20 protein-coding genes are annotated in these 23,175 nt (G+C 68.0%); 12 read left to right on the top strand and 8 right to left on the bottom strand.

Annotated features, from left to right (window positions below):
* Positions 1–8: 8 nt before the first annotated feature.
* Entirely contained in the window at positions 9–782 is a 774-nt protein-coding gene (locus ROZ00_11755; protein ID MDT3736894.1) for a sulfite exporter TauE/SafE family protein, read from the bottom strand.
* Between the two features lie 90 nt (positions 783–872).
* Between ROZ00_11755 and cysB the strand changes: the two genes are divergently transcribed.
* Complete coding sequence (gene cysB, locus ROZ00_11750; protein ID MDT3736893.1) at positions 873–1,817, top strand: HTH-type transcriptional regulator CysB; 945 nt, start codon at positions 873–875, stop codon at positions 1,815–1,817.
* On the opposite strand, the gene ROZ00_11745 is transcribed toward cysB, so the two are convergent.
* From ROZ00_11745 to ROZ00_11720, 6 genes are all read right to left on the bottom strand, one after another.
* A complete protein-coding gene (locus tag ROZ00_11745) occupies positions 1,814–2,629 on the bottom strand; it encodes an NYN domain-containing protein (protein ID MDT3736892.1) in 816 nt (271 codons plus the stop codon). The two genes, cysB and ROZ00_11745, sit on opposite strands and share 4 nt — an antisense overlap.
* A 9-nt stretch (positions 2,630–2,638) precedes the next feature.
* The gene (locus ROZ00_11740; protein ID MDT3736891.1) at positions 2,639–3,373 is read right to left on the bottom strand and encodes an amino acid ABC transporter ATP-binding protein; all 735 of its coding nucleotides are present in this window, start codon (positions 3,371–3,373) and stop codon (positions 2,639–2,641) included.
* A gap of 14 nt (positions 3,374–3,387) precedes the next feature.
* Positions 3,388–4,056 (bottom strand): amino acid ABC transporter permease, encoded by a 669-nt coding sequence (locus tag ROZ00_11735; GenBank protein ID MDT3736890.1) that lies wholly within the window; start codon positions 4,054–4,056, stop codon positions 3,388–3,390.
* Positions 4,056–4,796, bottom strand: a complete 741-nt coding sequence (locus ROZ00_11730) for an amino acid ABC transporter permease (GenBank protein MDT3736889.1) — start codon at positions 4,794–4,796, stop codon at positions 4,056–4,058. Before ROZ00_11730 ends, ROZ00_11735 begins: the two co-directional genes overlap by 1 nt.
* Before the next feature lie 85 nt (positions 4,797–4,881).
* The gene (locus ROZ00_11725; protein ID MDT3736888.1) at positions 4,882–5,793 is read right to left on the bottom strand and encodes an amino acid ABC transporter substrate-binding protein; all 912 of its coding nucleotides are present in this window, start codon (positions 5,791–5,793) and stop codon (positions 4,882–4,884) included.
* 62 nt (positions 5,794–5,855) lie between these two features.
* Positions 5,856–7,676, bottom strand: a complete 1,821-nt coding sequence (locus tag ROZ00_11720; protein MDT3736887.1) for an ABC transporter ATP-binding protein/permease — start codon at positions 7,674–7,676, stop codon at positions 5,856–5,858.
* A gap of 115 nt (positions 7,677–7,791) precedes the next feature.
* On the opposite strand from ROZ00_11720, the gene ROZ00_11715 reads away from it, so the two are divergent.
* The 11 genes from ROZ00_11715 to ROZ00_11665 all read left to right on the top strand — a co-directional run bounded on the left by ROZ00_11715 (position 7,792) and on the right by ROZ00_11665 (position 22,441).
* Positions 7,792–8,490: a TetR/AcrR family transcriptional regulator gene (locus ROZ00_11715; protein MDT3736886.1), complete on the top strand. Its 699-nt coding sequence runs from the start codon at positions 7,792–7,794 to the stop codon at positions 8,488–8,490.
* A 90-nt stretch (positions 8,491–8,580) separates the two neighbouring features.
* Positions 8,581–10,908: an acyl-CoA dehydrogenase gene (locus tag ROZ00_11710; protein MDT3736885.1), complete on the top strand. Its 2,328-nt coding sequence runs from the start codon at positions 8,581–8,583 to the stop codon at positions 10,906–10,908.
* Between the two features lie 13 nt (positions 10,909–10,921).
* Complete coding sequence (locus ROZ00_11705; GenBank protein MDT3736884.1) at positions 10,922–12,202, top strand: acetyl-CoA C-acetyltransferase; 1,281 nt, start codon at positions 10,922–10,924, stop codon at positions 12,200–12,202.
* A 44-nt stretch (positions 12,203–12,246) separates the two neighbouring features.
* Positions 12,247–13,191 (top strand): DegV family protein, encoded by a 945-nt coding sequence (locus tag ROZ00_11700; protein MDT3736883.1) that lies wholly within the window; start codon positions 12,247–12,249, stop codon positions 13,189–13,191.
* Between the two features lie 12 nt (positions 13,192–13,203).
* The gene (locus ROZ00_11695) at positions 13,204–14,076 is read left to right on the top strand and encodes a hypothetical protein (protein MDT3736882.1); all 873 of its coding nucleotides are present in this window, start codon (positions 13,204–13,206) and stop codon (positions 14,074–14,076) included.
* Positions 14,077–14,094: 18 nt separating this feature from the next.
* Complete coding sequence (locus ROZ00_11690) at positions 14,095–16,020, top strand: 3-hydroxyacyl-CoA dehydrogenase NAD-binding domain-containing protein (protein MDT3736881.1); 1,926 nt, start codon at positions 14,095–14,097, stop codon at positions 16,018–16,020.
* The gene (locus tag ROZ00_11685; protein MDT3736880.1) at positions 16,017–16,415 is read left to right on the top strand and encodes an acyl-CoA thioesterase; all 399 of its coding nucleotides are present in this window, start codon (positions 16,017–16,019) and stop codon (positions 16,413–16,415) included. Before ROZ00_11690 ends, ROZ00_11685 begins: the two co-directional genes overlap by 4 nt.
* A gap of 92 nt (positions 16,416–16,507) precedes the next feature.
* The gene (locus ROZ00_11680) at positions 16,508–18,889 is read left to right on the top strand and encodes a 3-hydroxyacyl-CoA dehydrogenase/enoyl-CoA hydratase family protein (protein ID MDT3736879.1); all 2,382 of its coding nucleotides are present in this window, start codon (positions 16,508–16,510) and stop codon (positions 18,887–18,889) included.
* An 11-nt stretch (positions 18,890–18,900) separates the two neighbouring features.
* Complete coding sequence (locus ROZ00_11675; protein MDT3736878.1) at positions 18,901–20,103, top strand: acetyl-CoA C-acyltransferase; 1,203 nt, start codon at positions 18,901–18,903, stop codon at positions 20,101–20,103.
* A gap of 59 nt (positions 20,104–20,162) precedes the next feature.
* Positions 20,163–21,644 carry a M20 family peptidase gene (locus tag ROZ00_11670; GenBank protein ID MDT3736877.1) on the top strand — a complete coding sequence of 494 codons (1,482 nt, stop codon included), beginning with the start codon at positions 20,163–20,165 and terminating at the stop codon, positions 21,642–21,644.
* The gene (locus ROZ00_11665; GenBank protein MDT3736876.1) at positions 21,641–22,441 is read left to right on the top strand and encodes an enoyl-CoA hydratase-related protein; all 801 of its coding nucleotides are present in this window, start codon (positions 21,641–21,643) and stop codon (positions 22,439–22,441) included. Before ROZ00_11670 ends, ROZ00_11665 begins: the two co-directional genes overlap by 4 nt.
* Here ROZ00_11665 and ROZ00_11660 read toward each other — a convergent pair.
* Entirely contained in the window at positions 22,428–23,174 is a 747-nt protein-coding gene (locus ROZ00_11660; GenBank protein MDT3736875.1) for a YdcF family protein, read from the bottom strand. The genes ROZ00_11665 and ROZ00_11660 overlap by 14 nt on opposite strands.
* Between the last annotated feature and the right edge of the window lies 1 nt (position 23,175).

Below are 23,175 nucleotides of genomic sequence, written 5' to 3'. Positions count from 1 at the left end.
GCTTCCTTTCAAAAAACCAGTTTTGTTCCGATAAGAACCAGCAGCGCGGCGAGGCCCGAGCGCAGCCAGCGCTCGGGCACCTTCACGGCGAAGTGGCTGCCGAGCCAGATGCCGGGCAGCGAACCGAGCAGCAGGGCGCCGAGCAGGCTCCAGTCGATGTTGCCGAGCAGCCAGTGGCCGAGGCCGGCGACCAGGGTCAGCGGCACGGCATGGGCGAGGTCCGAGCCGACGATGCGCACCGCCGGAAGCTGCGGGTAGAGGAACAGCAGCGCCGTGACGCCGAGCGCGCCGGCGCCGACCGAGGAGAGCGAGACCAGCACGCCGAGCAGCGCGCCGACGGCGACCGTCGCCGGGCCGACGCGGCGCGTGTGCCAGGCGTCGGACAGGTGGGCGAGGGCGAAGCGCTGCACGCGCGCCTTGAAGACGAGGGCGGCGGCAGTGAGCAGCAGCGCCACGCCCAGCGCGCCCGAGATCAGGTGCGAGAAGAGGGCGTGATCGATGTCGAAATACCAGACGGAAGCCAACGTCAACGCCGCCGCCGGCAGGCTGCCGGCGGCCAGCCGCCCGGTGATGCGCCAGTCCACCGTGCGGTGGCCGGCGTGCACCGCCGTGCCGCCGGCCTTGGTGAGGGCGGCGTAGAGCAGGTCGGTGCCCACCGCCGTCGCCGGGTGCACGCCGAACAGCAGCACCAGCAGCGGCGTCATGAGCGAGCCGCCGCCGACGCCGGTCAGACCGACGATGGCGCCGACGACGAATCCCGATAGTGTGTAGGCCGCATCCATGGTGAGGCGCATGGTAAAGACGGCCTATAGAATTGAAAAATACTTTGATGTTAGTATTAAATAACCATTGGCTATATAGACCGGCTTTCCATGAACCTCCAGCAACTGCGCTATGTCCTCGAGGTCGCCCGCAGCGGCCTCAACGTCTCCGAGGCCGCGGCCGCCCTGCATACCTCGCAGCCGGGCGTATCGAAGCAGATCCGTCTATTGGAAGAAGAGCTCGGCGTGGATGTCTTCGTGCGCCAGGGCAAGCGCCTCACCGCCGTCACCGACCCGGGGCGCGAAGTGCTGAAGATCGCCGAGCGCATGCAGCGCGACCTCGACAATATGCGCAGCGTCGGCAAGGAATTCGGCGCGGAGGAGGCCGGTACGCTGACCCTCGCCACCACCCACACCCAGGCGCGCTATGTCCTGCCGCCGATCGTGCGCGAGTTCATGCGGCGCCATCCGAACGTGCGCGTCAGCCTGCGCCAGGGCAGCCCGACCGAGGTGTGCGAGCTGGTGCTGGCGGGCGAAGCGGACCTCGCCATCGCCACCGAGGCCATCGCCGAGCAGGACGAGCTGGTGATGCTGCCCTGCTACCAGTGGAACCGCTGCGTCATCGCCCGGCCGGACCACCCCATCCTCAAGGCGAAGCCGCTGACGCTGGAGGCGATCGCCAAGTACCCGATCGTCACCTACGACTTCGCCTTCACCGGCCGCAGCCAGATCAACAAGGCCTTTGCCGCGCGCGGGCTCGCGCCCAACGTGGCGCTGACGGCCATCGACGCCGACATCATCAAGACCTACGTGGCGCTCGGGCTCGGCATCGGCATCGTCGCCTACATGGCTTTCGATCCGGCGGCGGACAAAAACCTGCGCGCAGTCGACGCCGCGCACCTCTTCGAGTCGGCCACCACCCGCCTCGGCATCCGCCGGAACGCCTGGTTGCGCGGCTACGCCTACACTTTCATCGAACTCTTCGCGCCGCACCTGACGCGGAGGATGGTGCAGTCGGCGCTGGCGGGGGAGGTGGGGAGCGATCCGGGACTTTAGGAAGACACCACGCGTACGATGTAGTTGCTGGATTTCTCGTCGCGTTGTAATTCAATCAGTTTTCGTGCCTTGGCCTCTTCAAGCAACTGGCCAAACGATTTGAAGCCGTAATAAGACTCGCTAAAACCAGGTTTGCGGCGTTTGATGGCCGGCTTGATCATGGACCCCCATATTGGCTCTCCGGCACGTTCTGCAGCGAGAGCTTCGATGGTCTCCAAGACCAGATCGATTGCTTCCTGCTTGCGATCTTCCTCGTCTGCCGATTCTCCCCCTTCTTTCTTCGGCGTAGCCTTCGGCTTAGCTGGTGATTTCTTCGTGGTGCGTTTCTTGGTCTCCTCCTCGCGCACCAGGTCGTCGTAGTAGATGAACTCGTCGCAGTTGGCCATGAGCAGGTCGGAGGTCGACTTCTTCACGCCGACGCCGATCACCAGCTTGTTGTTCTCGCGCAGCTTGGAGACCAGCGGAGAGAAATCCGAGTCGCCGCTGATGATGACGAAGGTGTCGACGTGCGCCTTGGTGTAGCAGAGGTCGAGGGCGTCGACCACCATGCGGATGTCGGCGGAGTTCTTGCCCGACTGGCGCACGTGGGGGATCTCGATCAGCTCGAAGGCGGCCTCGTGCATCGGCGCCTTGAAGTCCTTGTAGCGCGCCCAGTCGCAGTAGGCCTTCTTGACGACGATGCTGCCCTTCAGCAGCAGGCGCTCGAGCACCTTGCGGATGTCGAACTGGGCGTACTTGGCTTCCTGCACGCCGAGGGCGACGTTCTCGAAGTCGCAGAACAGCGCCATGTTCTTGGTTTCGGTCTGGGCCATGCCGGCTCCTTAATGGTGGAGGATCTTGGAGAGGAACTGCTGTGCGCGCTCCGAGCGCGGGCTGCCGAAGAAAGCTTCCTTCTTGTCGTCTTCCACGATTCTACCTTGGTCCATGAAGACGACGCGGTGCGCGACCTTCCGCGCGAAGCCCATCTCGTGCGTCACCACCATCATGGTCATGCCTTCCTGCGCCAGTTCGACCATGACGTCGAGCACCTCGTTGATCATCTCCGGGTCGAGCGCCGAGGTCGGCTCGTCGAAGAGCATGCAGATCGGGTCCATGGCGAGCGCGCGGGCGATAGCGACGCGCTGCTGCTGGCCGCCGGAGAGCTGGCCGGGGAACTTGTCGGCGTGGGCGCGCAGGCCGACGCGGTCGAGCAGCTTGAGGCCGCGTTCGCGGGCTTCGTCCTTGCCGCGGCCGAGCACCTTCACCTGGGCGATGGCGAGGTTCTCCGTGATCGACATGTGCGGGAACAGCTCGAAGTGCTGGAACACCATGCCGACGTGGGCGCGCAGCTTCGGCAGGTCGGTCTTCGGGTCGCCGACGGAAATGCCGTTGACCCGCACCTCGCCCTGCTGGAAAGGCTCGAGGCCGTTCACGCACTTGATCAGGGTCGACTTGCCCGAGCCGGAGGGACCGCAGACGACGATCACCTCGCCCTTTTCGACCTGGGTGGTGCAGTCCGTCAGCACCTGGAACGTGCCGTACCATTTGCTGACGTTCTTCATCTCGATCATGGGCATGATGGCTTTCCGGATTAGCGGACGATGGCGATGCGCTGCTGCAGTTTCCTCACCAGCATCGACAGGCTGAAGCTGATGACGAAATACAGCACGGCGGCGACGAGGTAGGTCTCCACCGGCCGGTTGAAGTTCTTGCCGGCGACCTCGAAGCCCTTGAGCAGGTCGTAGGCGCCGATGGCGTACACCAGCGAGGTGTCCTGGAACAGGATGATGGTCTGCGTCAGCAGCACCGGCAGCATGTTGCGGAAGGCCTGCGGCAGCACGACGAGGCCCATGGTCTGGCCGTAGCTCATGCCGAGGGCGTAGCCGGCGGCGACCTGGCCGCGCGGGATGCTCTGGATGCCGGCGCGCATGATCTCCGAGTAATAGGCCGCCTCGAACAGGGTGAAGGTGATGACGGCCGACACCTCCGCGCCGAGCGGCCGGCCGATCGCCAGCGGGATGAGCAGGAAGAACCAGAGGATCACCATCACCAGCGGGATGCTGCGCATGGTGTTCACGTAGGCGGCGGCGGGCAGTACCAGCCAGGGCTTGCTCGACAGCCGCATCAGCGCCAGCACCGTGCCCAGGGCGATGCCGCCGAGCATGGCGACGAGGGTGAGCTGCAGCGAGAAGACGAAGCCCTTCAGCACGTAGCCGGAGAGGACCTGCGGGGTCAGAAAAGCAAAATCGAGATTGAGCATCAGTGGCCGCCCCCGATCATGCCGGGCACGCGCACGCGGCCCTCGATGAAGTGAAACACCCGGTTGAGGGCGAAGGCGGAGAGGAAGTAGAGACCGGTGACGGCGAGGTAGATCTCGATGCCGCGCGCCGTCTCCTCCTGCGCCTGCAGGGCGAACAGCGTCAGCTCGGAGATGCTGACGGCGAAGGCCACCGCCGAGTTCTTGACGATGTTCATCGCCTCGCTGGTGAGCGGCGGGATGACGATGCGGAAGGCCATCGGCAGGATGACGTGGCGGTAGGTCTGCGGCAGGGTGAAGCCGAGCGCCAGGCCGGCCATGCGCTGGCCGCGCGGCAGCGACTGGATGCCGGCCTTCACCTGCTCGGAGATGCGCGCCGAGGTGAACAGGCCCAGCCCGAGCACCACCAGGATGAAGCTCGGCACGCCGCGCAGCGGCGGGATCAGCGCCGGCACGACGTGGTACCAGAGGAAGATCTGCACCAGCAGCGGGATATTGCGGAACAGCTCGGTCCAGGCGTTGCCGAGCAAAACCAAACCGCGATTGGGCGCGGTGCGCAGGATGCCCATGATGGAACCGAAGGCCAGCGCCACCAGGAGCGCCAGCAGCGATACCGACAGCGTCCAGCCCCAGGCCGAGAGCAGCCAGTCGAGGTAGGTGACGTCGCCGGCGCCGCCGAAGCAGCGCGGCACGATCTCGCCGTCGATGGTGTCCTTGCAGAAGACCTGCCAGTCCCAATTCATGAACCACCTTCCCCCGCCCCCCTTCCCGCGGAAGGGGGTGACGGTTGCCCGCCGCTGCGCAGCGCGATGTTTTGGGCGCGAAGGGTTACTTCTTCGCGTAGTCTTCCATCGGCTTGTCGTTCGGGTTGGCCCAGGCCGCCTTGGTGGCCTCGGAAGCCGGCAGGCCGATGCGGGTGTTGGCCGGCGGAATCGGCTGCATGAACCACTTGTCGTAGATCTTCGCCATCTCGCCGGACTTCATCAGCGCCTTGAGGCTGTCGTCGACCGCCTTCTTGAAGGCCGGGTCGTCCTTGCGGATCATGATGGCGATCGGCTCGACCGAGAGCACCTCGCCGACGATTTTGAAGTCGGCCGGGTTCTTCGACTTGGCGATGTTGCCGGCGAGGATCTGGCCGTCCATGACGAAGGCGTCGGCGCGGCCGGACTCCAGCAGCAGGAAGCTGTCGGCGTGGTCCTTGCCGAAGACCTCCTTGAAATTCACGCCGGCGGCGCGCTCGTGCTTGCGCAGGTGCTGCACCGAGGTGGTGCCGGTGGTGGTGGCGACGTTCTTGCCGTTGAGCTGGGCAATCGAGGTGATGCCGGAATTGGCCTTGACGGCGATGCGGACTTCCTCGACGTAGGTGGTGACGGCGAAGGCGACGTCCTTCTGGCGGGCGGCGTTGTTGGTGGTCGAGCCGCACTCGATGTCCACCGTGCCGTTCTGCACCAGCGGGATGCGGTTCTGCGAGGTGACCGGCTGATACTTGATGTCGAGCTTCGCCAGACCGAGCTGCTTCTGGACGTCGGCCAGGGCGCGCTGGCACAGCTCGACATGGAAGCCGGCGAACTTGCCGTCGCCGAGGGTGAAGGAGAGGCCGCCGGAGGATTCGCGCACGCCCATGGTGGCGGCGCCGCTGTCCTTGATTTTTTTCAGCGTGCCGTCGAGGGCGAGGGCCGGCAGGGCGGCCAGCAGGCCGGCGGACAAAGTCAGTGCCTGCAGCACGGCGATTTTTCGCATGGAGGTCTCCTCTGGGTGGGTTGTTCTTGGAGTGGGCATTCTAAGCCCGCCCCAGCGCTTTGTTAAGCCGCTTCCTGCTCCGCTTCTTCCTGCTGCTGCAGCGCCCACATCTGGGCGTAGGCGCTGCCGCGCTCGAGCAACGCGCGATGGGTGCCGCGCTCGACGATGCGGCCCTGGTCGAGCACGAGGATCTCGTCGGCGTTCATGACGGTCGACAGCCGGTGGGCGATCACCAGCGTGGTGCGGCCGACGCTGATGCGCTCCAGTTCGTCCTGGATGGCCTTCTCCGATTTCGAGTCGAGCGCCGAGGTGGCCTCGTCGAAGATCAGGATCGGCGGGTTCTTCAGCAGCGCCCGGGCGATGGCGACGCGCTGCTTCTCGCCGCCGGAGAGCTTGAGGCCGCGCTCGCCGACGCGAGTGTCGTACTTCTCCGGCAGCGACTCGACGAAGTCGTGGATGTGGGCGGCCTGCGCCGCGGCGATGACGTCCTCGCGGCCGGCCTCGGGGCGGCCGTACTGGATGTTGTAGTAGATCGACTCGTTGAAGAGCACCGTGTCCTGCGGCACGATGCCGATCGCCGCGCGCAGGCTGGCCTGCGTCAGGCGGCGGATGTCGGTGCCGTTCACCTTCACCGCGCCCGATTGCACGTCGTAGAAGCGGAACAGCAGGCGCGACAGCGTGGACTTGCCCGAGCCCGAATGGCCGACTACCGCCACCGTGCCGCCGGCGGGAATGGCGAAGTCGACGTCGAAGAGGATCTGCCGCTTCGCCTCGTAGGAAAAGCCGACGTGCTCGAAGCGCACCGCGCAGGGGCCGGCGGCGAGCGGCGCGGCATCGGGCGCGTCGGCGATCTCGCGGTGCTCTTCCTTCAACGCGAACATGCGCTCGATGTCGGTGAGCGCCTGGCGGATCTCGCGGTAGAGCACGCCGAGCCAGTTGAGCGGGATGTAGAGCTGGATGAGCAGGCCGTTCACCAGCACGATGTCGCCCACCGTCATGGCGCCGCTGGTGACGCCGACGGCGGCGCGCCACATGATCAGCGTCACCGTGACGGCGATGATGGCGGCCTGGCCGAGGTTGAGGAAGGACAGCGAGACCTGGCTCTTCACCTGCGCCGCCTCCCACTTCTGCATCTGCTGGTCGTAGCGGCGCGCCTCGTAGTCCTCGTTGTTGAAGTACTTTACCGTCTCGTAGTTGAGCAGGCTGTCGATGGCGCGCGAGTTGGCGGCCGAGTCGATCTCGTTGACCTCGCGCCGCAGCTGGGTGCGCCAGTTGGTCACCAGCACGGTGAAGGCGATGTAGATGACGAGGGCGCCGACGGTGATCCAGGCGAAGCTGGCCTCGTAGCGCGAAGCCAGGATGCCGATCACCAGGCCGACCTCGACCAGCGTCGGCAGGATGCTGTAGATGGTGTAGCTGATCAGCGTGCCGATGGAGCGCGTGCCGCGCTCGATGTCGCGCGTCAGGCCGCCGGTCTGCCGCTCGAGGTGGAAGCGCAGCGAGAGGGCGTGCAGGTGGCGGAACACCTGCAGGGCGATGTTGCGCACCGCCTGCTGGGTGACGCGGGTGAACAGCAGCTCGCGCAGCTCGGTGAACAGCGACATCGAGAAGCGCAGCAGGCCGTAGGCGGCGAGCAGCGCCAGCGGCACGGCGAGTGCGGCCTGCTGTGGCGTTCTTTCCGCCGTGAAGGCGTCGATCACCTCCTTGAACACCAGCGGCACCGCGACGTTGGCCAGCTTGGCGGCGATCAGGCAGGCCAGGGCGAACAGCACGCGGCCGCGGTAGGCCCAGATGTAGGGCAGCAGGCTGCGGACGGTCTGCCAGTCGCGGCGTTCGCCGGTGGCGGGGGCGGGCAGGGGAGCGGTGGTGGCGGTGCGGCGCATCATTCAATTCTAAATTACTTATGGCCCTAGGGCGGCGCGCCTAATTCCCCGCTTGACATCGCCTGAAACGAACGTATCATTCAAACAACCGTTTGAAACGAGCGTTCCCTTTTTTATGCGTGCGATCGACAGCAAGCAGAACCCCGACACCCGCGAGCGCATCCTCGATGCCGCCGAAGCCCTCTTCGTCGAGCACGGCTTCGAGGCGACCACCATGCGCCTGATCACCGGCCGCGCCGGGGCGAACCTCGCCGCCATCAATTACCACTTCGGCAGCAAGGAAGCCCTCATCCAGGACGTCTTCCGCCGCCGGCTCACCTGGCTCAACGAAGAGCGCCTGCGCGCGCTGGAGCGCTTCGAGAAGGAAGCGAAGGGCGCGCCGCTCAAGCCGCACCAGATCGTCGAGGCCTTCTTCGGCGTCTCGCTGCGCATGGCGGCCGACACCGAGCACGGCGGCCACACCTTCATGCGCCTGCTCGGCCGCACCTACACCGAACCGTCCGCCTTCGTGCGCCAGTTCCTCGCCGACGAATACGCCGCCGTGGTGCCGCGCTTCAAGCAGGCGCTGTTCCGCTCGCTGCCCGACGTGCCGCCGGAGGAGATCCTCTGGCGCTTCCACTTCATGCTCGGCGCCATGTCCTACGCCATCGCCGGCACCGACGCCCTGCAGCTGGTGGCCGAGCACGAGCTCGACGAGAAGGACCCCGAGGCGCTGGCGCGCCGCCTGATGCCATTCCTGCTCGGCGGCCTGCGGGCACCGCTGGCCGGACAGGCGGTCAAACCGAAAGAGAAGAGCCCGCGCAAGGCGGCCTGATCCGCATGCCGCCGTGCCGGCGGGACTGACTTTTCAGTGTTTACAAGGACACGGCGGAAACATCCGCCGGGAGAGTGAAAGGAGAACAGCATGACCTGGACCATCCTGATAGCCCTGCCGCTGGCGGCCCTCGTGGCGCTCTTTGCCATCCGGCCGCTGCGCCGCACGCTGGTGACGCGGCCGCTCTTCGCCGTCTATCGCAAGATGCTGCCGCAGATGTCGCAGACGGAGAAGGAGGCGCTCGAGGCCGGCAGCGTCTGGTGGGAGGGCGAGCTGTTCCGCGGCCGTCCCGACTGGGCCAAGCTGCTCGCCTATCCGCAGCCGAAGCTGACGCCCGAGGAACAATCCTTCCTCGACAACGAGACCGAGGAGCTGTGCCGCCTCTCCGACGACTGGGTTTCCTCGCACTACGACCACGACCTCTCGCCGGAAGCCTGGAAATGCCTCAAGGAGAAGGGCTTCCTCGGCATGATCATCCCGAAGCAGTACGGCGGCGTCGGCTTCTCCGCCTATGCCCATTCGCAGGTGGTGACGAAACTCTCGACGCGCTGCGCCGCCTCGGCGGTGTCTGTGATGGTGCCGAACTCCCTGGGGCCTGCCGAACTGCTGCTGCACTACGGCACCGAGGAGCAGAAGAACCACTACCTGCCGCGCCTCGCCAAGGGCCTCGACATCCCCTGCTTCGCGCTGACCAGCCCGTGGGCCGGCTCGGATGCCGCCTCGATCCCCGACCAGGGCATCGTCTGCAAGGGCCTGTGGCAGGGCAAGGAAGTCGTCGGCATGCGCGTCACCTGGGACAAGCGCTACATCACCCTGGCGCCGATCGCCACGGTGGTCGGCCTCGCCTTCCGCCTGTTCGACCCCGAGCATCTGCTCGGCGACGTGGACGACATCGGCATCACCTGCGCGCTGGTGCCGGCGAATCACCCGGGTGTGGAAACCGGCCGCCGCCACTTCCCGCTCAACGCCGCCTGGCACAACGGCCCGACGCGCGGCAAGGACGTCTTCATGCCGCTCGAGTTCATCATCGGCGGGCCGAAGATGGCCGGCCAGGGTTGGCGCATGCTGATGGAGTGCCTCGCCGCCGGCCGCTCGATCTCGCTGCCGGCCTCCAACACCGGCATGCAGAAGCTCACCGTGCGCACCGTCGGCGGCTACGCCCGCGTGCGCAGCCAGTTCAAGACGGCGATCGGCAAGTTCGAGGGCATCCAGGAGCCGCTGGCGCGCCTGGGCGGCAACCTGTATCTCTGCGACGCCGCCCGCGTCATGACCGCCGGTTCGATCGACCTCGGCGAGAAGCCCTCGGTGGTCTCCGCCATCGTCAAGTACCACGTCACCGAGCGCGCCCGCCAGTCGGTGAACGACGGCATGGACATCCTCGGCGGCAAGGGCATCTGCCTCGGCCCCTCGAACTTCCTCGGCCGCGCCTACCAGCAGGTGCCGGTGGCCATCACCGTGGAAGGCGCCAACATCCTGACGCGCAGCCTGATCATCTTCGGTCAGGGCGCCATCCGCTGCCATCCCTACGTGATGGCGGAAATGCAGGCGGCGCAGGCCAACGACCTGGTTGCCTTCGACAAGGCGCTGTTCGCGCACATCGCCCATACCGCGGGCAACGGCCTGCGTACCCTGCTCACCGGCCTCACCGGCTCGCACTTCGTCGGCGTGCCGGCCAACGTCGCGCCGGAGACGCGCCGCTACTACCAGCAGCTGACGCGCTTCTCATCGGCCTTTGCCTTCCTCGCCGACGTCTCGATGCTGGTGATGGGCGGCGACCTCAAGCGCAAGGAGAAGCTCTCGGCGCGCATGGGCGACATCCTCTCGCTGATGTACCTGTCTTCCGCCGTGCTCAAGCGCTACGAGAGCGAAGGCCGCCAGCAGGCCGACGCGCCGCTGATGCACTGGGCCATCTGGGACTCCATGTTCAAGGCGCAGAACGCCTTCGAGGGCGTCGTTTCCAACTTCCCCAGCCGGTTCGTCTCGATGCTGCTGCGGCGGGCCATCTTCCCGCTCGGCCGGCCCTACGTCGTGCCCTCCGACCGCCTCGGAGGCCAGGTGGCGGATCTGCTCATCGCCCCCTCGGAGACGCGCGACCGCCTCACCGCGGACATGTACATTCCGCGCGACGAGCAAGACCCGGTCGGCGTCATCGAGCTGGCGCTGGAGGCCACCCTTGCCGCCGAGCCGATCCAGGCCAAGCTGCGCGCGGCGCAGAAGGACGGCCGCATCGACGGCCGCAGCGCGCAGGAACTGGAAAGTCAGGCGCTGGCGCACGGCGTCGTCACCAGCGCCGAGCACGCACTGCTGGTGCGCGCGCGCGAACTGACGGGCGAGGTCATCAAGGTGGATGATTTCCCCTTCGACCTCGGCCTGCAGCGCAGCGAACCGAAACCGGTCGCGCACCGCGCCGCGGCCTGAACACGGAGGCAGCATGAAACCGGTCTACATCATCGACGGCGCCCGCACGCCCTTCCTCAAGGCGCGCAACGCCCCCGGCCCCTTCTCGGCGGGCGACCTCGCCACCGCCGCCGGCCGGGCGCTGCTGGTGCGCCAGCCCTTCGCCGCCGAGGAGCTCGACGAGGTCATCCTCGGCTGCGCCTCGCCCTCGCCGGACGAGGTGAACATCGGCCGCGTCGCCGCGCTGCGCATGGGCTGCGGCCTCAAGGTGCCGGGCTGGACGGTGATGCGCAACTGCGCCAGCGGCATGCAGGCGCTCGACTCGGCCATCGCCAACATCAACTCCGGCCGCTCGCAGCTGGTGCTGGCCGGCGGCGTAGACGCGCTGTCGCACGCGCCGCTGCTGTACTCGAAGACCATGGTGTTGTGGTTCGCGAAAATGGCGCAGGCGAAGACGGCCGGCCAGAAGGCCGCGCTGTTTGCGAAACTCAAGCCCGGCGCCCTGCTCTCGCCGGTGATCGGCATCATGAAGGGCCTCACCGACCCGGTGGTGAACCTGCTGATGGGACAGACGGCGGAGAACCTCGCGCACCGTTTCGGCATCACGCGCGAGCAGATGGACGCCTTCTCGGTGCGCAGCCACCAGCGCGTCGCCGCCGGCCAGGACGCCGGCCATTACGGCGAGGTGGTGCCGCTGGTCGGCCGCGACGGCGCGGTATACGCCGCCGACGACGGCGTGCGGCGCGATTCCTCGATGGCGGGCCTGGCCAAGCTGAAGCCGTTCTTCGACCGCAAGTACGGCAAGGTCACGCCCGGCAACAGCTCGCAGATCACCGATGGCGGCGTCTGGCTGGTGCTCGCCTCCGAGGAGGCGGTGAATCGCCATGGACTGCAGCCGATCGGCCGCATCGTCGATTCGCAATGGGCCGGCCTCGATCCGGCGCAGATGGGCCTCGGCCCGGTGCATGCCGCGACGCCGATCCTGCAGCGCCACGGCCTCGGCCTGAACGACCTCGACGCCTGGGAGATCAACGAGGCCTTCGCCGCCCAGGTGATCGGCTGCCTCGAGGCCTGGAAGGACGCCGCCTACTGCAAGGAGCAGCTCGGCCTCGACGCACCGCTCGGTGCGCTCGACGAGGAGAAGCTCAACGTCGACGGCGGCGCCGTCGCGCTCGGCCATCCGGTCGGCGCCTCCGGCGCGCGCATCGTGCTGCACCTGCTGCACGTCCTGCGTCGCAGCGGCGGCAAGCGCGGCATCGCGACGATCTGCATCGGCGGCGGCCAGGGCGGCGCCATGCTGGTGGAAACGGTTTAGAGCGGCCCAAGTCGCCATTTCATCAACCAGGGGAGGAGCAAATCATGAGGATAGGCATTGTGGTGGACTCGGCGTGCGACCTGCCGAAGTCCTTCATCGAGGAGAACAACATCGTCGTCATGCCGATCTCGGTGCGCGTCGGCGACATGACCTTCGTGGACCGGCGCGACCCGCAGGAGACCTGGTCGTTCTACGCCAGCCATCTCGACACGCGCACGGAAGACCACGCCGAGTCGATCCCGTGGACGCAGCAGCAGATCGAGGACCTGTTCCTCGACCGCATGGTGCTGGAGTACGACCACGTCTTCTGCCTGACCATCACCAGCGCGCGCAGCCTCATCTACGACCATGCCAACAAGGCTTCGCTCAACATCATCGGCCGCTACAAGGAGCGCCGCCGCCAGGCCGGCGTGCAGGGGCCGTTCAGCGTCGCCGTCATCAACAGCCGCACCATGTTCACCGGCCAGGGCGTGCAGGCCGCCGAGGTGATCCGCCTGATCCGCGAGGGCGGCACGCCCTCGCAGATCGGCAACCGCATCCGCCAGCTCACCGAGGAGACCTACGCCTTCCTCATGCCGGCCGATCTCTTCCATGTCTACAAGCGCGCCTCCAAGCGCGGCGACAAGAGCATCAACTGGGGCACGTATACCCTCGGCCAGATGCTCGACGTCAAGCCCATCCTCTGCTCGCACCGCGACCAGACCGGCCCGGTGGGCAAGGTGCGCGGCTTCGACACCGGCGTCGAGAAGCTGTTCCGCAACACCGCGGCGCAGATACGCAAGGGGCTCAAGGCGCCGCAGGTGTGCATCAGCTACGGGGGCGATCCCGAGCAGGTGAAGGCCATGCCCGGCTACGAGGAGCTCGACCGCGCCGCGCGCGAGCATGAGGTCGATGTCATGACCTCGGTGATGAGCATGACGGCGGCGGTGAACGTCGGCTCCGGCGCGCTGTCGCTCGGCTATGCGGCCGGGCCGCACGGCTTCCACTGAACCGGGCGGATCGTGAGCCGGGAAATCCATCTCGACTTCCGCGCGCGCCCCTCGGCGCTGGCCTTCATGGTCCGCGCCGTGCGGCCCTCGCCCGGCCTGCGCAAGGGCGTGCCGGCGATCTCGGCGCGCTGGCGGCACCGCGTCGATGCCGCCGAACTGAAGCGCTTCCACGCGCTCTCCGGCCTGCCGGAGGGCGACACGCTGCCGCTGCTCTACCCGCACGCCATCGGCTTCCCCCTGCAGATGGCGATCCTGACGCAGCCGGCCTTCCCGGTGCCGATCTGGAAGATCCTGCAGGTGCGCAACCGCATCGTCCAGCATGCGCCGCTGGCGCGCGACGCCGCGCTCGACATTCGCGTCAAGGTCGCCGGCCACCGCATCCTGGAGAAGGGAGCGGAGTTCGACCTGCACACGACGGTGGACGACGGCCGCACGACCGCCTGGGAAAGCGTGAACACCTTCTACATGCGCGGCCGCTTCGGCGCGCCGACGGCGGATGCCGTGCCGGAGGCGCCCAAAGTCAGTCCCGGCGAGACGGCGGCCTGGCGCATGCCGGCCGGCGGCGGCTGGCATTTCGGCGGCCTGTCGGGTGACTACAACGGCGTGCACATGTTCGGCTGGTATGCGCGCAAGCTCGGCTTCCCGCGCGCCTTCTTCCATCCGCCGCGCGTGCTCGGCCAGTGCCTGGCGCGCCTGCCGCAGGCGGAGGCGGGCCTGCCGCTGCGGCTGGACGCCTGGATCAAGGGGCCGGTGTTCTACGGCGCGCCGGTGAAGATGCGCAGCGAATCCGGCGCGGACGAGGCGGTCTTCGCCCTGCATGTGAACGAGGACGAGCGGCCGGCCATCGTCGGCCGCCTGCGCCGCGGCGACGGCGGCATTTTGTGAACTTTCCACGAGGTTGAAATGACGGAGCTGAAGCACTGGCGCATCGAGCGCGAACCCGGCGGCCTGGCCTGGCTGACTTTCGACAAGGCGGGAGAGTCCACCAACACGCTCTCCGCCGAGGCCCTGCGCGAGCTCGGCCTGGCCCTGGACGAATTCGACCGCGAGCCGCCCAAGGGCCTGGCGATCCGTTCCGGCAAGAGCGCCGGCTTCATCGCCGGCGCCGACATCGAGGAGTTCACGAAAGTCGCCTCCGCCGCCGACGCCAAGGCGCTGGTGCAGCGCGGCTGGGACCTCTACAACCGCCTCGCTGCCGTGAAGTACCCGACGCTGGCGCTCATCCGCGGCCACTGCATGGGCGGCGGCACCGAGCTGGCGCTGGCCTGCCGCTACCGCATCTCGGTGGACGAGCCGGGCACGCGCATCGCCCTGCCGGAAGTCATGCTCGGCATCGTGCCGGGCTGGGGCGGCATGCTGCGCCTGCCGCAGGTGATCGGGCCGGCCGCCGCGCTCGACATGATGCTCACCGGCCGCGCCCTCGACGCGAAGAAGGCGAAGCGCCTCGGCTTCGCCGACGAGTGCGTGCCGCCGCGCGTGATGGAGAACGCCGCGCGCATGCTGGTGCTCTCGGGCCAGCCGCGACGCGAGCTGCCGTTCATGCAGAAGCTGATGAACGGCCCGCTCAAGGGCGTCGTCGCCGCGCAGGCGAGGAAGCAGGTTGCCGCGCGCGCGCGCCCCAAGCACTACCCGGCGCCCTACGCCATCCTCGACATCTGGGCGAACTACGGCGGCAACGCCCTCGCCGTGCCGGCCGACAAGCCGAGCTCGATGGAAGCCATCTACGGTTCGCCGACGACGCGCAACCTGGTACGCGTGTATTACCTGCAGGAGCGGCTGAAGGGCTTCGGAAAGGACGGCGACTTCGCGCCGAAGCACCTGCACGTCGTCGGCGCCGGCGTCATGGGCGGCGACATCGCCGCCTGGGGCGCGCTGCGCGGCCTCACCGTCACGCTGCAGGACCAGAACATCGAGCGCATCGCGCCGGCCATCCAGCGCGCCGCGACGGCCTTCAAGAAAAAGCTGCGCGACGACGCCCAGGTGCGCTTCGCCCTCGACCGGTTGATCCCCGACCCGACCGGCCAGGGCGCGCGGCAGGCCGACGTGGTGATCGAGGCCATCTTCGAGAACCTGGAAGCCAAGCAGCAGCTATTCGCCGCCATCGAGGCCATCGCCAAGCCGGAGGCCGTGCTGGCCAGCAATACTTCGAGCCTGAAGCTGGAGGACATTGCCGTGGCATTGAAGAATCCGTCGCGGCTGATCGGCATCCACTTCTTCAATCCGGTGGCGAAAATGCCGCTGGTCGAGGTGGTCGAGGGCAAGGAGTCCGACCCGCAGATGTTCAAGAAGGGCCTCGCCTTCGTGCGCAAGATCGACAAGCTGGCGCTGCCGGTGAAGAGCGCGCCCGGCTTCCTGGTGAACGCCGTGCTGGCGCCCTACATGCAGGAGGCGATGCGCTGCGTGGACGAGGGCATCGCACCGGAAGCGGTGGACGAGGCGGCGCTGGCCTTCGGCATGCCGCTTGGTCCGATCGAGCTGGCCGACACTGTCGGCCTCGACATCGCTGTCGCCGCCGGCCAGCAGCTGGCGAGCGGCATCGCCGAGCCGCCGAGGAAGCTGATGGAGCTGGTGAATGCCGGCCACCTCGGCCGCAAGACAGGCCGCGGCTTTTACACCTACAATCAGGGCAAGCCGCAGAAGGGCACGGTGGGGCAAGTGCCGGCGGGGCTGGCCGAGCGCCTCGTCAAGCCCTTCCTGGCGGCCGCGCAACGCTGCGTCGACCAGGGCGTCGTCGCCGACGCCGAGCTGGCCGACGCCGGCGTGATCTTCGGCACCGGCTTCGCTCCGTTCCGCGGCGGGCCGATGAACTACTTGAAAGAAAATGCATGAGTGAGCAGCCGACGCAGCTGCCGGACAAGCAGCCGACCCTGCGCGTGATGCCGATGCCGGCCGACGTGAACCACGCCGGCGACATCTTCGGCGGCTACATCATGGCCAATGTCGACCTGGCCGGCGGCATCGTCGCCATCCGCCGCGCGCGCGGCCGCGTCGCCACCATCGCGGTGAACGAATTCCTCTTCAAGCAGCCGGTGTCGGTCGGCGACGTGCTGTCTTTCTACGCCGAGGTGATCAAGGTCGGCCGCACCTCGATGACCATCAACGTCGAGGTGTATGCCGAGCGCCATCCCACCAATCCGCTGGTGGTCAAGGTGACCGAGGCGCAACTGACCTACGTCGCGCTCAACCCGGACGGCAGCAAGCGCGAGGTACCGCCCGAGCAGTAAATTCGTTCCGGCTGCGGAGATGCGGGGCGGTGGCTTACCTCCCCAATCTTCCCGCATTTTCGCGGCCACCCCATTCAACCAGGAGAAGCATCGTGAGCAACTTCATCGTACGCAAAGTCGCCGTGCTCGGCGCCGGCGTCATGGGCGCGCAGATCGCCGCCCACTGCGCCAACGCCAACGTGCCGGTCGTGCTGTTCGACCTGCCGGCGAAAGAGGGCGACCCGAACGGCATCGTCAAGAAGGCCCTCGACGGCCTCAAGAAACTCGAGCCGACGCCCTTCGCCACCAAGGACCGCGTCGCCTACATCGACGCCGCCAACTACGACTCGGGCCTCGAGCAGCTGCGCGGCTGCGACCTCGTCATCGAGGCCATCGCCGAGAAGATGGAATGGAAACTCGACCTCTACAAAAAGGTCGCGCCCTTCGTCGCCGGCCACGCCATCTTCGCCAGCAACACCTCCGGCCTGTCGATCAACACCCTGTCCGAGGCACTGCCCGAGGCCCTGCGCGGCCGCTTCTGCGGCATCCACTTCTTCAACCCGCCGCGCTACATGCAGCTGGTCGAGATCATTCCCTGCAAGGCGAGCGAAGCATCGATGCTCGACGACCTGGAGACCTTCCTCACCACCACCCTGGGCAAGGGCGTGGTGCGCGCGCTCGACACGCCGAACTTCGTCGCCAACCGCGTCGGCGTCTTCTCCATGCTCGCCGTGATGCACCACACCGAGCGCCTCGGCCTCGGCTTCGACGTGGTGGATGCACTGACCGGCCCGTCCATCGGCCGGCCGAAGAGCGCCACCTACCGCACGGCGGACGTGGTCGGCCTCGACACCCTGGCGCACGTCATCAAGACCATGCAGGACACGCTGCCGGCCGACCCCTGGCACAAGTACTACGCCGCCCCGGCGTGGCTGACTTTCCTCATCGGCAAGGGCGCGCTCGGCCAGAAGACCCGGGCCGGCATCTACAAGAAGGAAGGCAAGGCCATCCACGTCGTCGACCTGGCGACGCAGGGCTACCGTCCCTCGGGCGGCGAGGTCGACGCCGAGGTCGCCGCGATCCTCAAGATCAAGAATCCGGCGGAGAAGTTCGAGAAACTGCGCGCACATGCGTCGCCGCAGGCGCAGTTCCTCTGGGCCATCTTCCGCGACATCTTCCACTACTGCGCCTTCCACCTCGAAGCGATCGCCGACAACGCGCGCGACGTCGACTTCGCCATGCGCTGGGGCTTCGGCTGGAAGGAAGGCCCCTTCGAGACCTGGCAGGCTGCCGGCTGGCAGGCCATCGCCAACGCCGTGAAGGCCGACATCGAGGCCGGCAAGGCGATGAGCGCCGCGCCGCTGCCTGCGTGGGTGTTCGATGGAAGGCAGGGCGTTCATGGCGCGACCGGTTCGTATTCGGCGAGCGCGAAGAGCGACAAACCGCGTTCCGCATTGCCTGTCTATGCCCGTCAGGTCTTCCCCGAGCGCGTGCTGGGCGAGGCCGAGGAACGCGGCACGACCGTCTTCGAGAGCGAGGGCGTGCGGATGTGGACGGCGCCGAGTGACGCCGACATCGCCGTGCTGTCCTTCAAGAGCAAGGCCAACACCCTCGGCCCCGACGTGCTGGAAGGCATCATCGAGGCGGTGGCGCGCGCCGAGCGCGACTACAAGGGCCTGGTGATCTGGCAAACGCGGCCGCCGTTCTCGGCGGGCGCCAACCTGGCGGCGCTGGCGCCGGCCCTGCAGGCGAAGGACTTTGCCGGGCTGGAGAAGGGCGTGGCCCGCTTCCAGCAGATGAGCCAGACCCTGAAGTACGCCCAGGTGCCGGTGGTCGCCGCGGTGAACGGCATGGCGCTGGGCGGCGGCTGCGAGGTCGTCATGCACTCGAGCCGCGCCGTGGCGGCGCTGGAGTCCTACCTCGGCCTGGTCGAGGCCGGCGTCGGCCTCATCCCGGCCGGCGGCGGCTGCAAGGAGTTCGCCCTGCGCGCCGCCGAGGCTGCGGCGCGCACCGCCGGCGGCGATGTCTTCCCCTTCCTGCAGCCGGTGTTCCAGACCGTCGCCATGGCCAACGTCTCGAAGAGCGCGCTGGAGGCGCGCGAGCTCGGCTTCCTGCACGACTCCGACCCGGTGGTGTTCCATGCCGGAGAACTGCTGCACGTGGCGCGGCAGACGGCGCGCGCGCTGGCGGAAGCCGGCTGGCGGCCGAAGCTGCCGCCGCGCGGCGTCAGGGTGGCCGGCCGCAACGGCATCGCCAGCCTGGAGATGATGCTGGTGAACATGAAGGAGGGCGGCATGATCTCCGCCCACGACTACCGCGTCGCCCGCGGCGCCGCCAGCGCGCTGTGCGGCGGCGAGGTCGAGACCGGCACGCCGGTGAGCGAGGACTGGCTGCTCGCCGTCGAGCGCCACGAGTTCGTCGAGCTGCTGAAGACCGAGAAGACGCAACAGCGCATCGCCCACATGCTGGAAACCGGCAAGCCGCTGCGCAACTAAGGAGAACCGAGATGAGCAAACAGGTACAGGACGCCTACATCGTCGCCGCCACGCGCACCCCGGTCGGCAAGGTCCGCGGCGCGCTGAAGAACGTGCGCCCCGACGACATGCTGGCCCACGTCATCAAGAACGTCATGGCGCGCGCGCCCGGCCTCGATCCGCAGCTGATCGGCGACGTCGTCGTCGGCTGCGCCATGCCGGAAGCCGAGCAGGGCATGAACGTCGCCCGCATCGGCCTCCTGCTGGCCGGCCTGCCCAACAGCGTGCCGGGCATGACCATCAACCGCTTCTGCGCCTCCGGCGTGCAGGCGGTGGCGCTCGCCGCCGACCGCATCCGCCTGGGCGAGGCCGACGTCATGATCGCCGCCGGCACCGAGACCATGAGCATGATGCCGACCATGATGGGCAACAAGGTCTCGCTCAACCCGGCGGTGTTCGAGAAGGACGAGAACGTCGGCATCGCCTACGGCATGGGCCTCACCGCCGAGAAGGTGGCGGCGCAGTGGAAGGTCACGCGCGAGGACCAGGACGCCTTCGCGCTCGCCAGCCACCAGAAGGCCTCGGCGGCCATCGCTTCAGGAAAATTCAAGGCGGAGATCTCGCCCTACACGGCGCGCGGCCATGTGCCGGATTTCAGGAGCGGCGCCGTGAAGATCGTCGAGCGCGTGATCGAGAACGACGAAGGCCCGCGCCCCGATTCCTCGCTGGAGGGACTGGCCAAGCTGCGGCCGGTGTTCGCGGCGAAAGGCTCGGTCACCGCCGGCAATTCCTCGCAGATGTCCGACGGCGCCGGCGCCGTGCTGCTGGTCTCTGAGAAGATCCTCCAGCAGTTCAATCTCAAGCCGATCGCCCGCTTCCGCGGCTTCGCCGTCGCCGGCGTGCCGCCGGAGATCATGGGCATCGGCCCGATCGAGGCGATCCCGCGCGTGCTCAAGCAGGCCGGCGTCAGCCAGGCCGACGTGGACTGGATCGAGCTCAACGAAGCCTTCGCCGCCCAGGCGCTGGCCGTCATGCGCACGCTGGAACTCGACCCGCAGAAGGTGAACCCGCTGGGCGGCGCCATCGCGCTGGGCCATCCGCTCGGCGCCACCGGCGCCATCCGCACCGCCACCGTGATGGCGGCGATGCAGCGCGGCGAGGCGAAGTACGGCATGGTCACCATGTGCATCGGCACCGGCATGGGCGCGGCCGGGCTGTTCGAGTCCGTGGTGTAAACTGGCTTGTCCGTCACGGGGCGCTGCGGCGTCCCGTGACGTTTCAGGGAGGCGAAAACATGCTGAAAAAAATCGCCCTGGCTCTGCTGTCCTTGTGTGTGCTGCTGGCCGCCGTCGTGGCGGCGAACACCCTGCGCCACGGCTCGCGCCAGATCGACGCGGCGCCGGCGCCGCCGCTCAAGCTCGACGAAAACGCAGCGGCCCAGCGCCTGGCCGCCGCCGTGCGCCTGCGCACCCTCTCCTTCGACGGCGGGTCGGCCGCCAGCGCGGCCGAGTTCCGCAAGCTGCACGCCCTGCTGAAGAAATCCTTCCCGCGCGCCCATGCCGTTCTCAAGCGCGAGACCGTCAACGAGCTGAGCCTGCTCTACGCCTGGCCGGGCAGCGATCCGGCGGCGAAGCCGATCATGCTGATGGCGCACCAGGACGTCGTGCCCATCGCCCACGGCACCGAGCGCGACTGGCTCGCCGACCCCTTCGGCGGCGTGATCCGAGACGGCTTCGTCTGGGGCCGCGGCGCCTGGGACGACAAGGCCAACCTGTTCGCCATCTTCGAGGCGATCGAGACGCTCGCCGCTTCGGGCTTCAAGCCGCGCCAGACGATCTACATCGCGGCCGGCCACGACGAGGAGATCGGCGGCGAGCAGGGCGCCAAGGCCATCGCCGCGCTGCTGCAGTCGCGCGGCGTCAGGCTCGACTTCGTCGTCGACGAAGGCCTGCTCATCACGGAGGGCATCCTCAAGGGGCTCGACCGGCCGGTGGCCCTGATCGGCACCGCCGAGAAGGGCTATCTCACGCTGGCCATCGAGGCGAAGGCCCGCCCAGGCCATTCCTCGATGCCGCCGCCGGAGACCGCCATCGGCATGCTGAGTGCGGCGCTGGCGCGGCTGGAGGACCGTCAGATGCCGGCGGCGATCCGCGGCGTCGCCGCCGAGATGTTCGACACCCTCGCGCCGGAGATGGGCGGATTGAACCGCGTGCTCCTCTCCAACCTCTGGCTGTTCGGCCCCGTCGTGAAGGGGCAACTGGAGAAGGCCGCCAGCACCAATGCCATGCTGCGCACCACCACCGCGCTCACGGTGGTGCAGGCCGGCAACAAGGAGAACGTGCTGCCCGGCCATGCCGAGGCGAAGGTGAACTTCCGCATCCTGCCGGGCGACAGCATCGACGGCGTGACGAAGCATGCGAAATCGACGGTGTCCAACCCGGCGATCTCCGTCGCGCCCAGCGGTCACGCCAACGAGCCGACGCCGGTTTCGCCCTCCACCGCGCCGTCCTACCGGCTGATCGCCCGCACCATCCGCGAGCTGTTTCCAGGCACCGTCGTCGCGCCCGGGCTGATGATCGCCGCCACCGACTCGCGCCACATGGCGCCGATCGCCGACGCCATCTACCGCTTCTCGCCGGTGCGCGCGAAAAGCGAGGACCTGTCCCGCTTCCACGGCACCAACGAGCGCATCTCGGTCGCCAACCATGCCGAGCTGATCCGCTTCTACCATCGCCTGCTGCACAACGCGGCATACAAACCAGAGGAAAAGAAATGAACGAACAGGTCCTGCTGGACATCCGCGGCGCCATCGCCACGCTGACCCTGAACCGTCCGCAGGCGATGAATTCGCTCGGCCTGGAAATGGGCCGGGCCTTCCTCGCCCGCACGCAGGAATTGCAGAAGGCCGAAGGCGTCAAGTGCGTCGTCGTCACCGGCGCCGGCGACCACTTCATGGCCGGCGGCGACATCAAGGAATTCCACACCATGGTCGGCGCGGCGCCGGCCGAGCGCGAGCGCGCCTTCGGCCGGCTGATCGGCGAACTGATCAACCCGGCTGTCGAGATCCTGCGCGGCCTGCCGGCCCCGGTCGTCGGCAAGATCCGCGGCGCCTGCGCCGGCTTCGGCTTCTCGCTGATGGCCGGCTGCGACCTCGCGTTGGCGGCCGACAGCGCCTATTTCACCACCGGCTACTCGCTGCTCGGCACCACGGCCGACGGCGGCGGCACCTACTTCCTGCCGCGCCTGGTCGGTGCGAAGAAGGCCGCAGAGCTGACCCTGCTGGCCGAGCGTCTCGATGCGCAGCAGGCCCTCGCCCTGGGCCTGGTGAACCGCGTCGTGCCAGCGGCGGAACTCGACGCGGCTTGCGAGGCGCTGGCCATCCGTCTCGCCGCGGGGCCGGCCTTCGCCTACGCCAATGCCAAGCGCCTGCTCAACCATTCGCTGACCGCCAGCCTGGCCGACCAGCTGGCGGCGGAAGCGGCATCGTTCGGGCGCTGCAGCGCCACCGCCGATTTCGCCGAGGGCGTCACCGCCTTCGTCGAGAAGCGCAAGCCGGCGTTCAAGGGGAAGTGACCCGCTGCACGAGCTGGCCGAGCAGTTCGTTGAGGGCGATGCGGCCGGCCTGCAAGCCCCTCGGTCCGGGTAGCCAATCGAGCAGCGTGTAGGGCGCGCTTGCCTCGTAGCCGGTCGGCGCGGCGACGATCTCCAGTCGTTCGGCGACGAACGCCTCCTGCGCACGGCGCATGTGCCAGGCATGGGTCACCAGCAATACGCGCCTGATGCCGGCCTCGCGCAGCAGCGGCGCACTGTAGCGCGCGTTCTCCCGCGTATCGGCGGAACGGTCCTCGACCCAGCGCACCTTCACACCGAAATCCCGCTCCAGTGCTGCGCCCATGCTGCGACCGTCCGGCTCCCCGCCCAGCGGCGCGCCGCCGGTCACCAGCAGGGGCAGGCCGGTCTCGCGCTGCAGGCGCGCCGCGTAGCGGATGCGCTCGAGCGACCAGCGGCTGACCGTGTCGCCGCCGTATTCCGGAGCGGCGTGATAGCTGCCGCCGCCGAGCACGACGATGGCCTGCGCACTCTTTGCCAGTGAGGGGTCCAGCGGCGGCACATCCTCGACGGCGGCGAGCATCGGTTTCGTTACGGCCGGCGTGGCGAGCAGCCACAGCAGGACGAGGCCGCTCCAGGCCAGCGACTTGCCGAGGCGCGGCCGGCGCCGCATCAGCAGCAGACCCAGCGCGGCGAGCAGCAACGGTCCGGCCGGCGGCAGCGCCAGCGCGGTGAGGATTTTCTTAAGCAGGAACACC

The sequence above is a fragment of the Denitratisoma sp. genome (assembly GCA_032027165.1).
GTDB lineage: Bacteria > Pseudomonadota > Gammaproteobacteria > Burkholderiales > Rhodocyclaceae > Desulfobacillus.
This window is presented reverse-complemented; position numbering and strand designations above follow the sequence as displayed.

Bases quoted from the DNA above. Each gene is read 5' to 3' on its own strand.
- ROZ00_11670 (MDT3736877.1), top strand. From the start codon at position 20,163: ATGCTGAAAAAAATCGCCCTGGCTCTGCTGTCCTTGTGTGTGCTGCTG.
- ROZ00_11665 (MDT3736876.1), top strand. From the start codon at position 21,641: ATGAACGAACAGGTCCTGCTGGACATCCGCGGCGCCATCGCCACGCTG.
- ROZ00_11745 (MDT3736892.1), bottom strand. From the start codon at position 2,629: ATGGCCCAGACCGAAACCAAGAACATGGCGCTGTTCTGCGACTTCGAG.
- ROZ00_11715 (MDT3736886.1), top strand. From the start codon at position 7,792: ATGCGTGCGATCGACAGCAAGCAGAACCCCGACACCCGCGAGCGCATC.
- ROZ00_11735 (MDT3736890.1), bottom strand. From the start codon at position 4,056: ATGCTCAATCTCGATTTTGCTTTTCTGACCCCGCAGGTCCTCTCCGGC.
- ROZ00_11700 (MDT3736883.1), top strand. From the start codon at position 12,247: ATGAGGATAGGCATTGTGGTGGACTCGGCGTGCGACCTGCCGAAGTCC.
- ROZ00_11730 (MDT3736889.1), bottom strand. From the start codon at position 4,796: ATGAATTGGGACTGGCAGGTCTTCTGCAAGGACACCATCGACGGCGAG.
- ROZ00_11675 (MDT3736878.1), top strand. From the start codon at position 18,901: ATGAGCAAACAGGTACAGGACGCCTACATCGTCGCCGCCACGCGCACC.
- ROZ00_11690 (MDT3736881.1), top strand. From the start codon at position 14,095: ATGACGGAGCTGAAGCACTGGCGCATCGAGCGCGAACCCGGCGGCCTG.
- cysB (MDT3736893.1), top strand. From the start codon at position 873: ATGAACCTCCAGCAACTGCGCTATGTCCTCGAGGTCGCCCGCAGCGGC.
- ROZ00_11725 (MDT3736888.1), bottom strand. From the start codon at position 5,793: ATGCGAAAAATCGCCGTGCTGCAGGCACTGACTTTGTCCGCCGGCCTG.
- ROZ00_11740 (MDT3736891.1), bottom strand. From the start codon at position 3,373: ATGCCCATGATCGAGATGAAGAACGTCAGCAAATGGTACGGCACGTTC.
- ROZ00_11705 (MDT3736884.1), top strand. From the start codon at position 10,922: ATGAAACCGGTCTACATCATCGACGGCGCCCGCACGCCCTTCCTCAAG.
- ROZ00_11710 (MDT3736885.1), top strand. From the start codon at position 8,581: ATGACCTGGACCATCCTGATAGCCCTGCCGCTGGCGGCCCTCGTGGCG.
- ROZ00_11685 (MDT3736880.1), top strand. From the start codon at position 16,017: ATGAGTGAGCAGCCGACGCAGCTGCCGGACAAGCAGCCGACCCTGCGC.
- ROZ00_11720 (MDT3736887.1), bottom strand. From the start codon at position 7,676: ATGCGCCGCACCGCCACCACCGCTCCCCTGCCCGCCCCCGCCACCGGC.
- ROZ00_11755 (MDT3736894.1), bottom strand. From the start codon at position 782: ATGGATGCGGCCTACACACTATCGGGATTCGTCGTCGGCGCCATCGTC.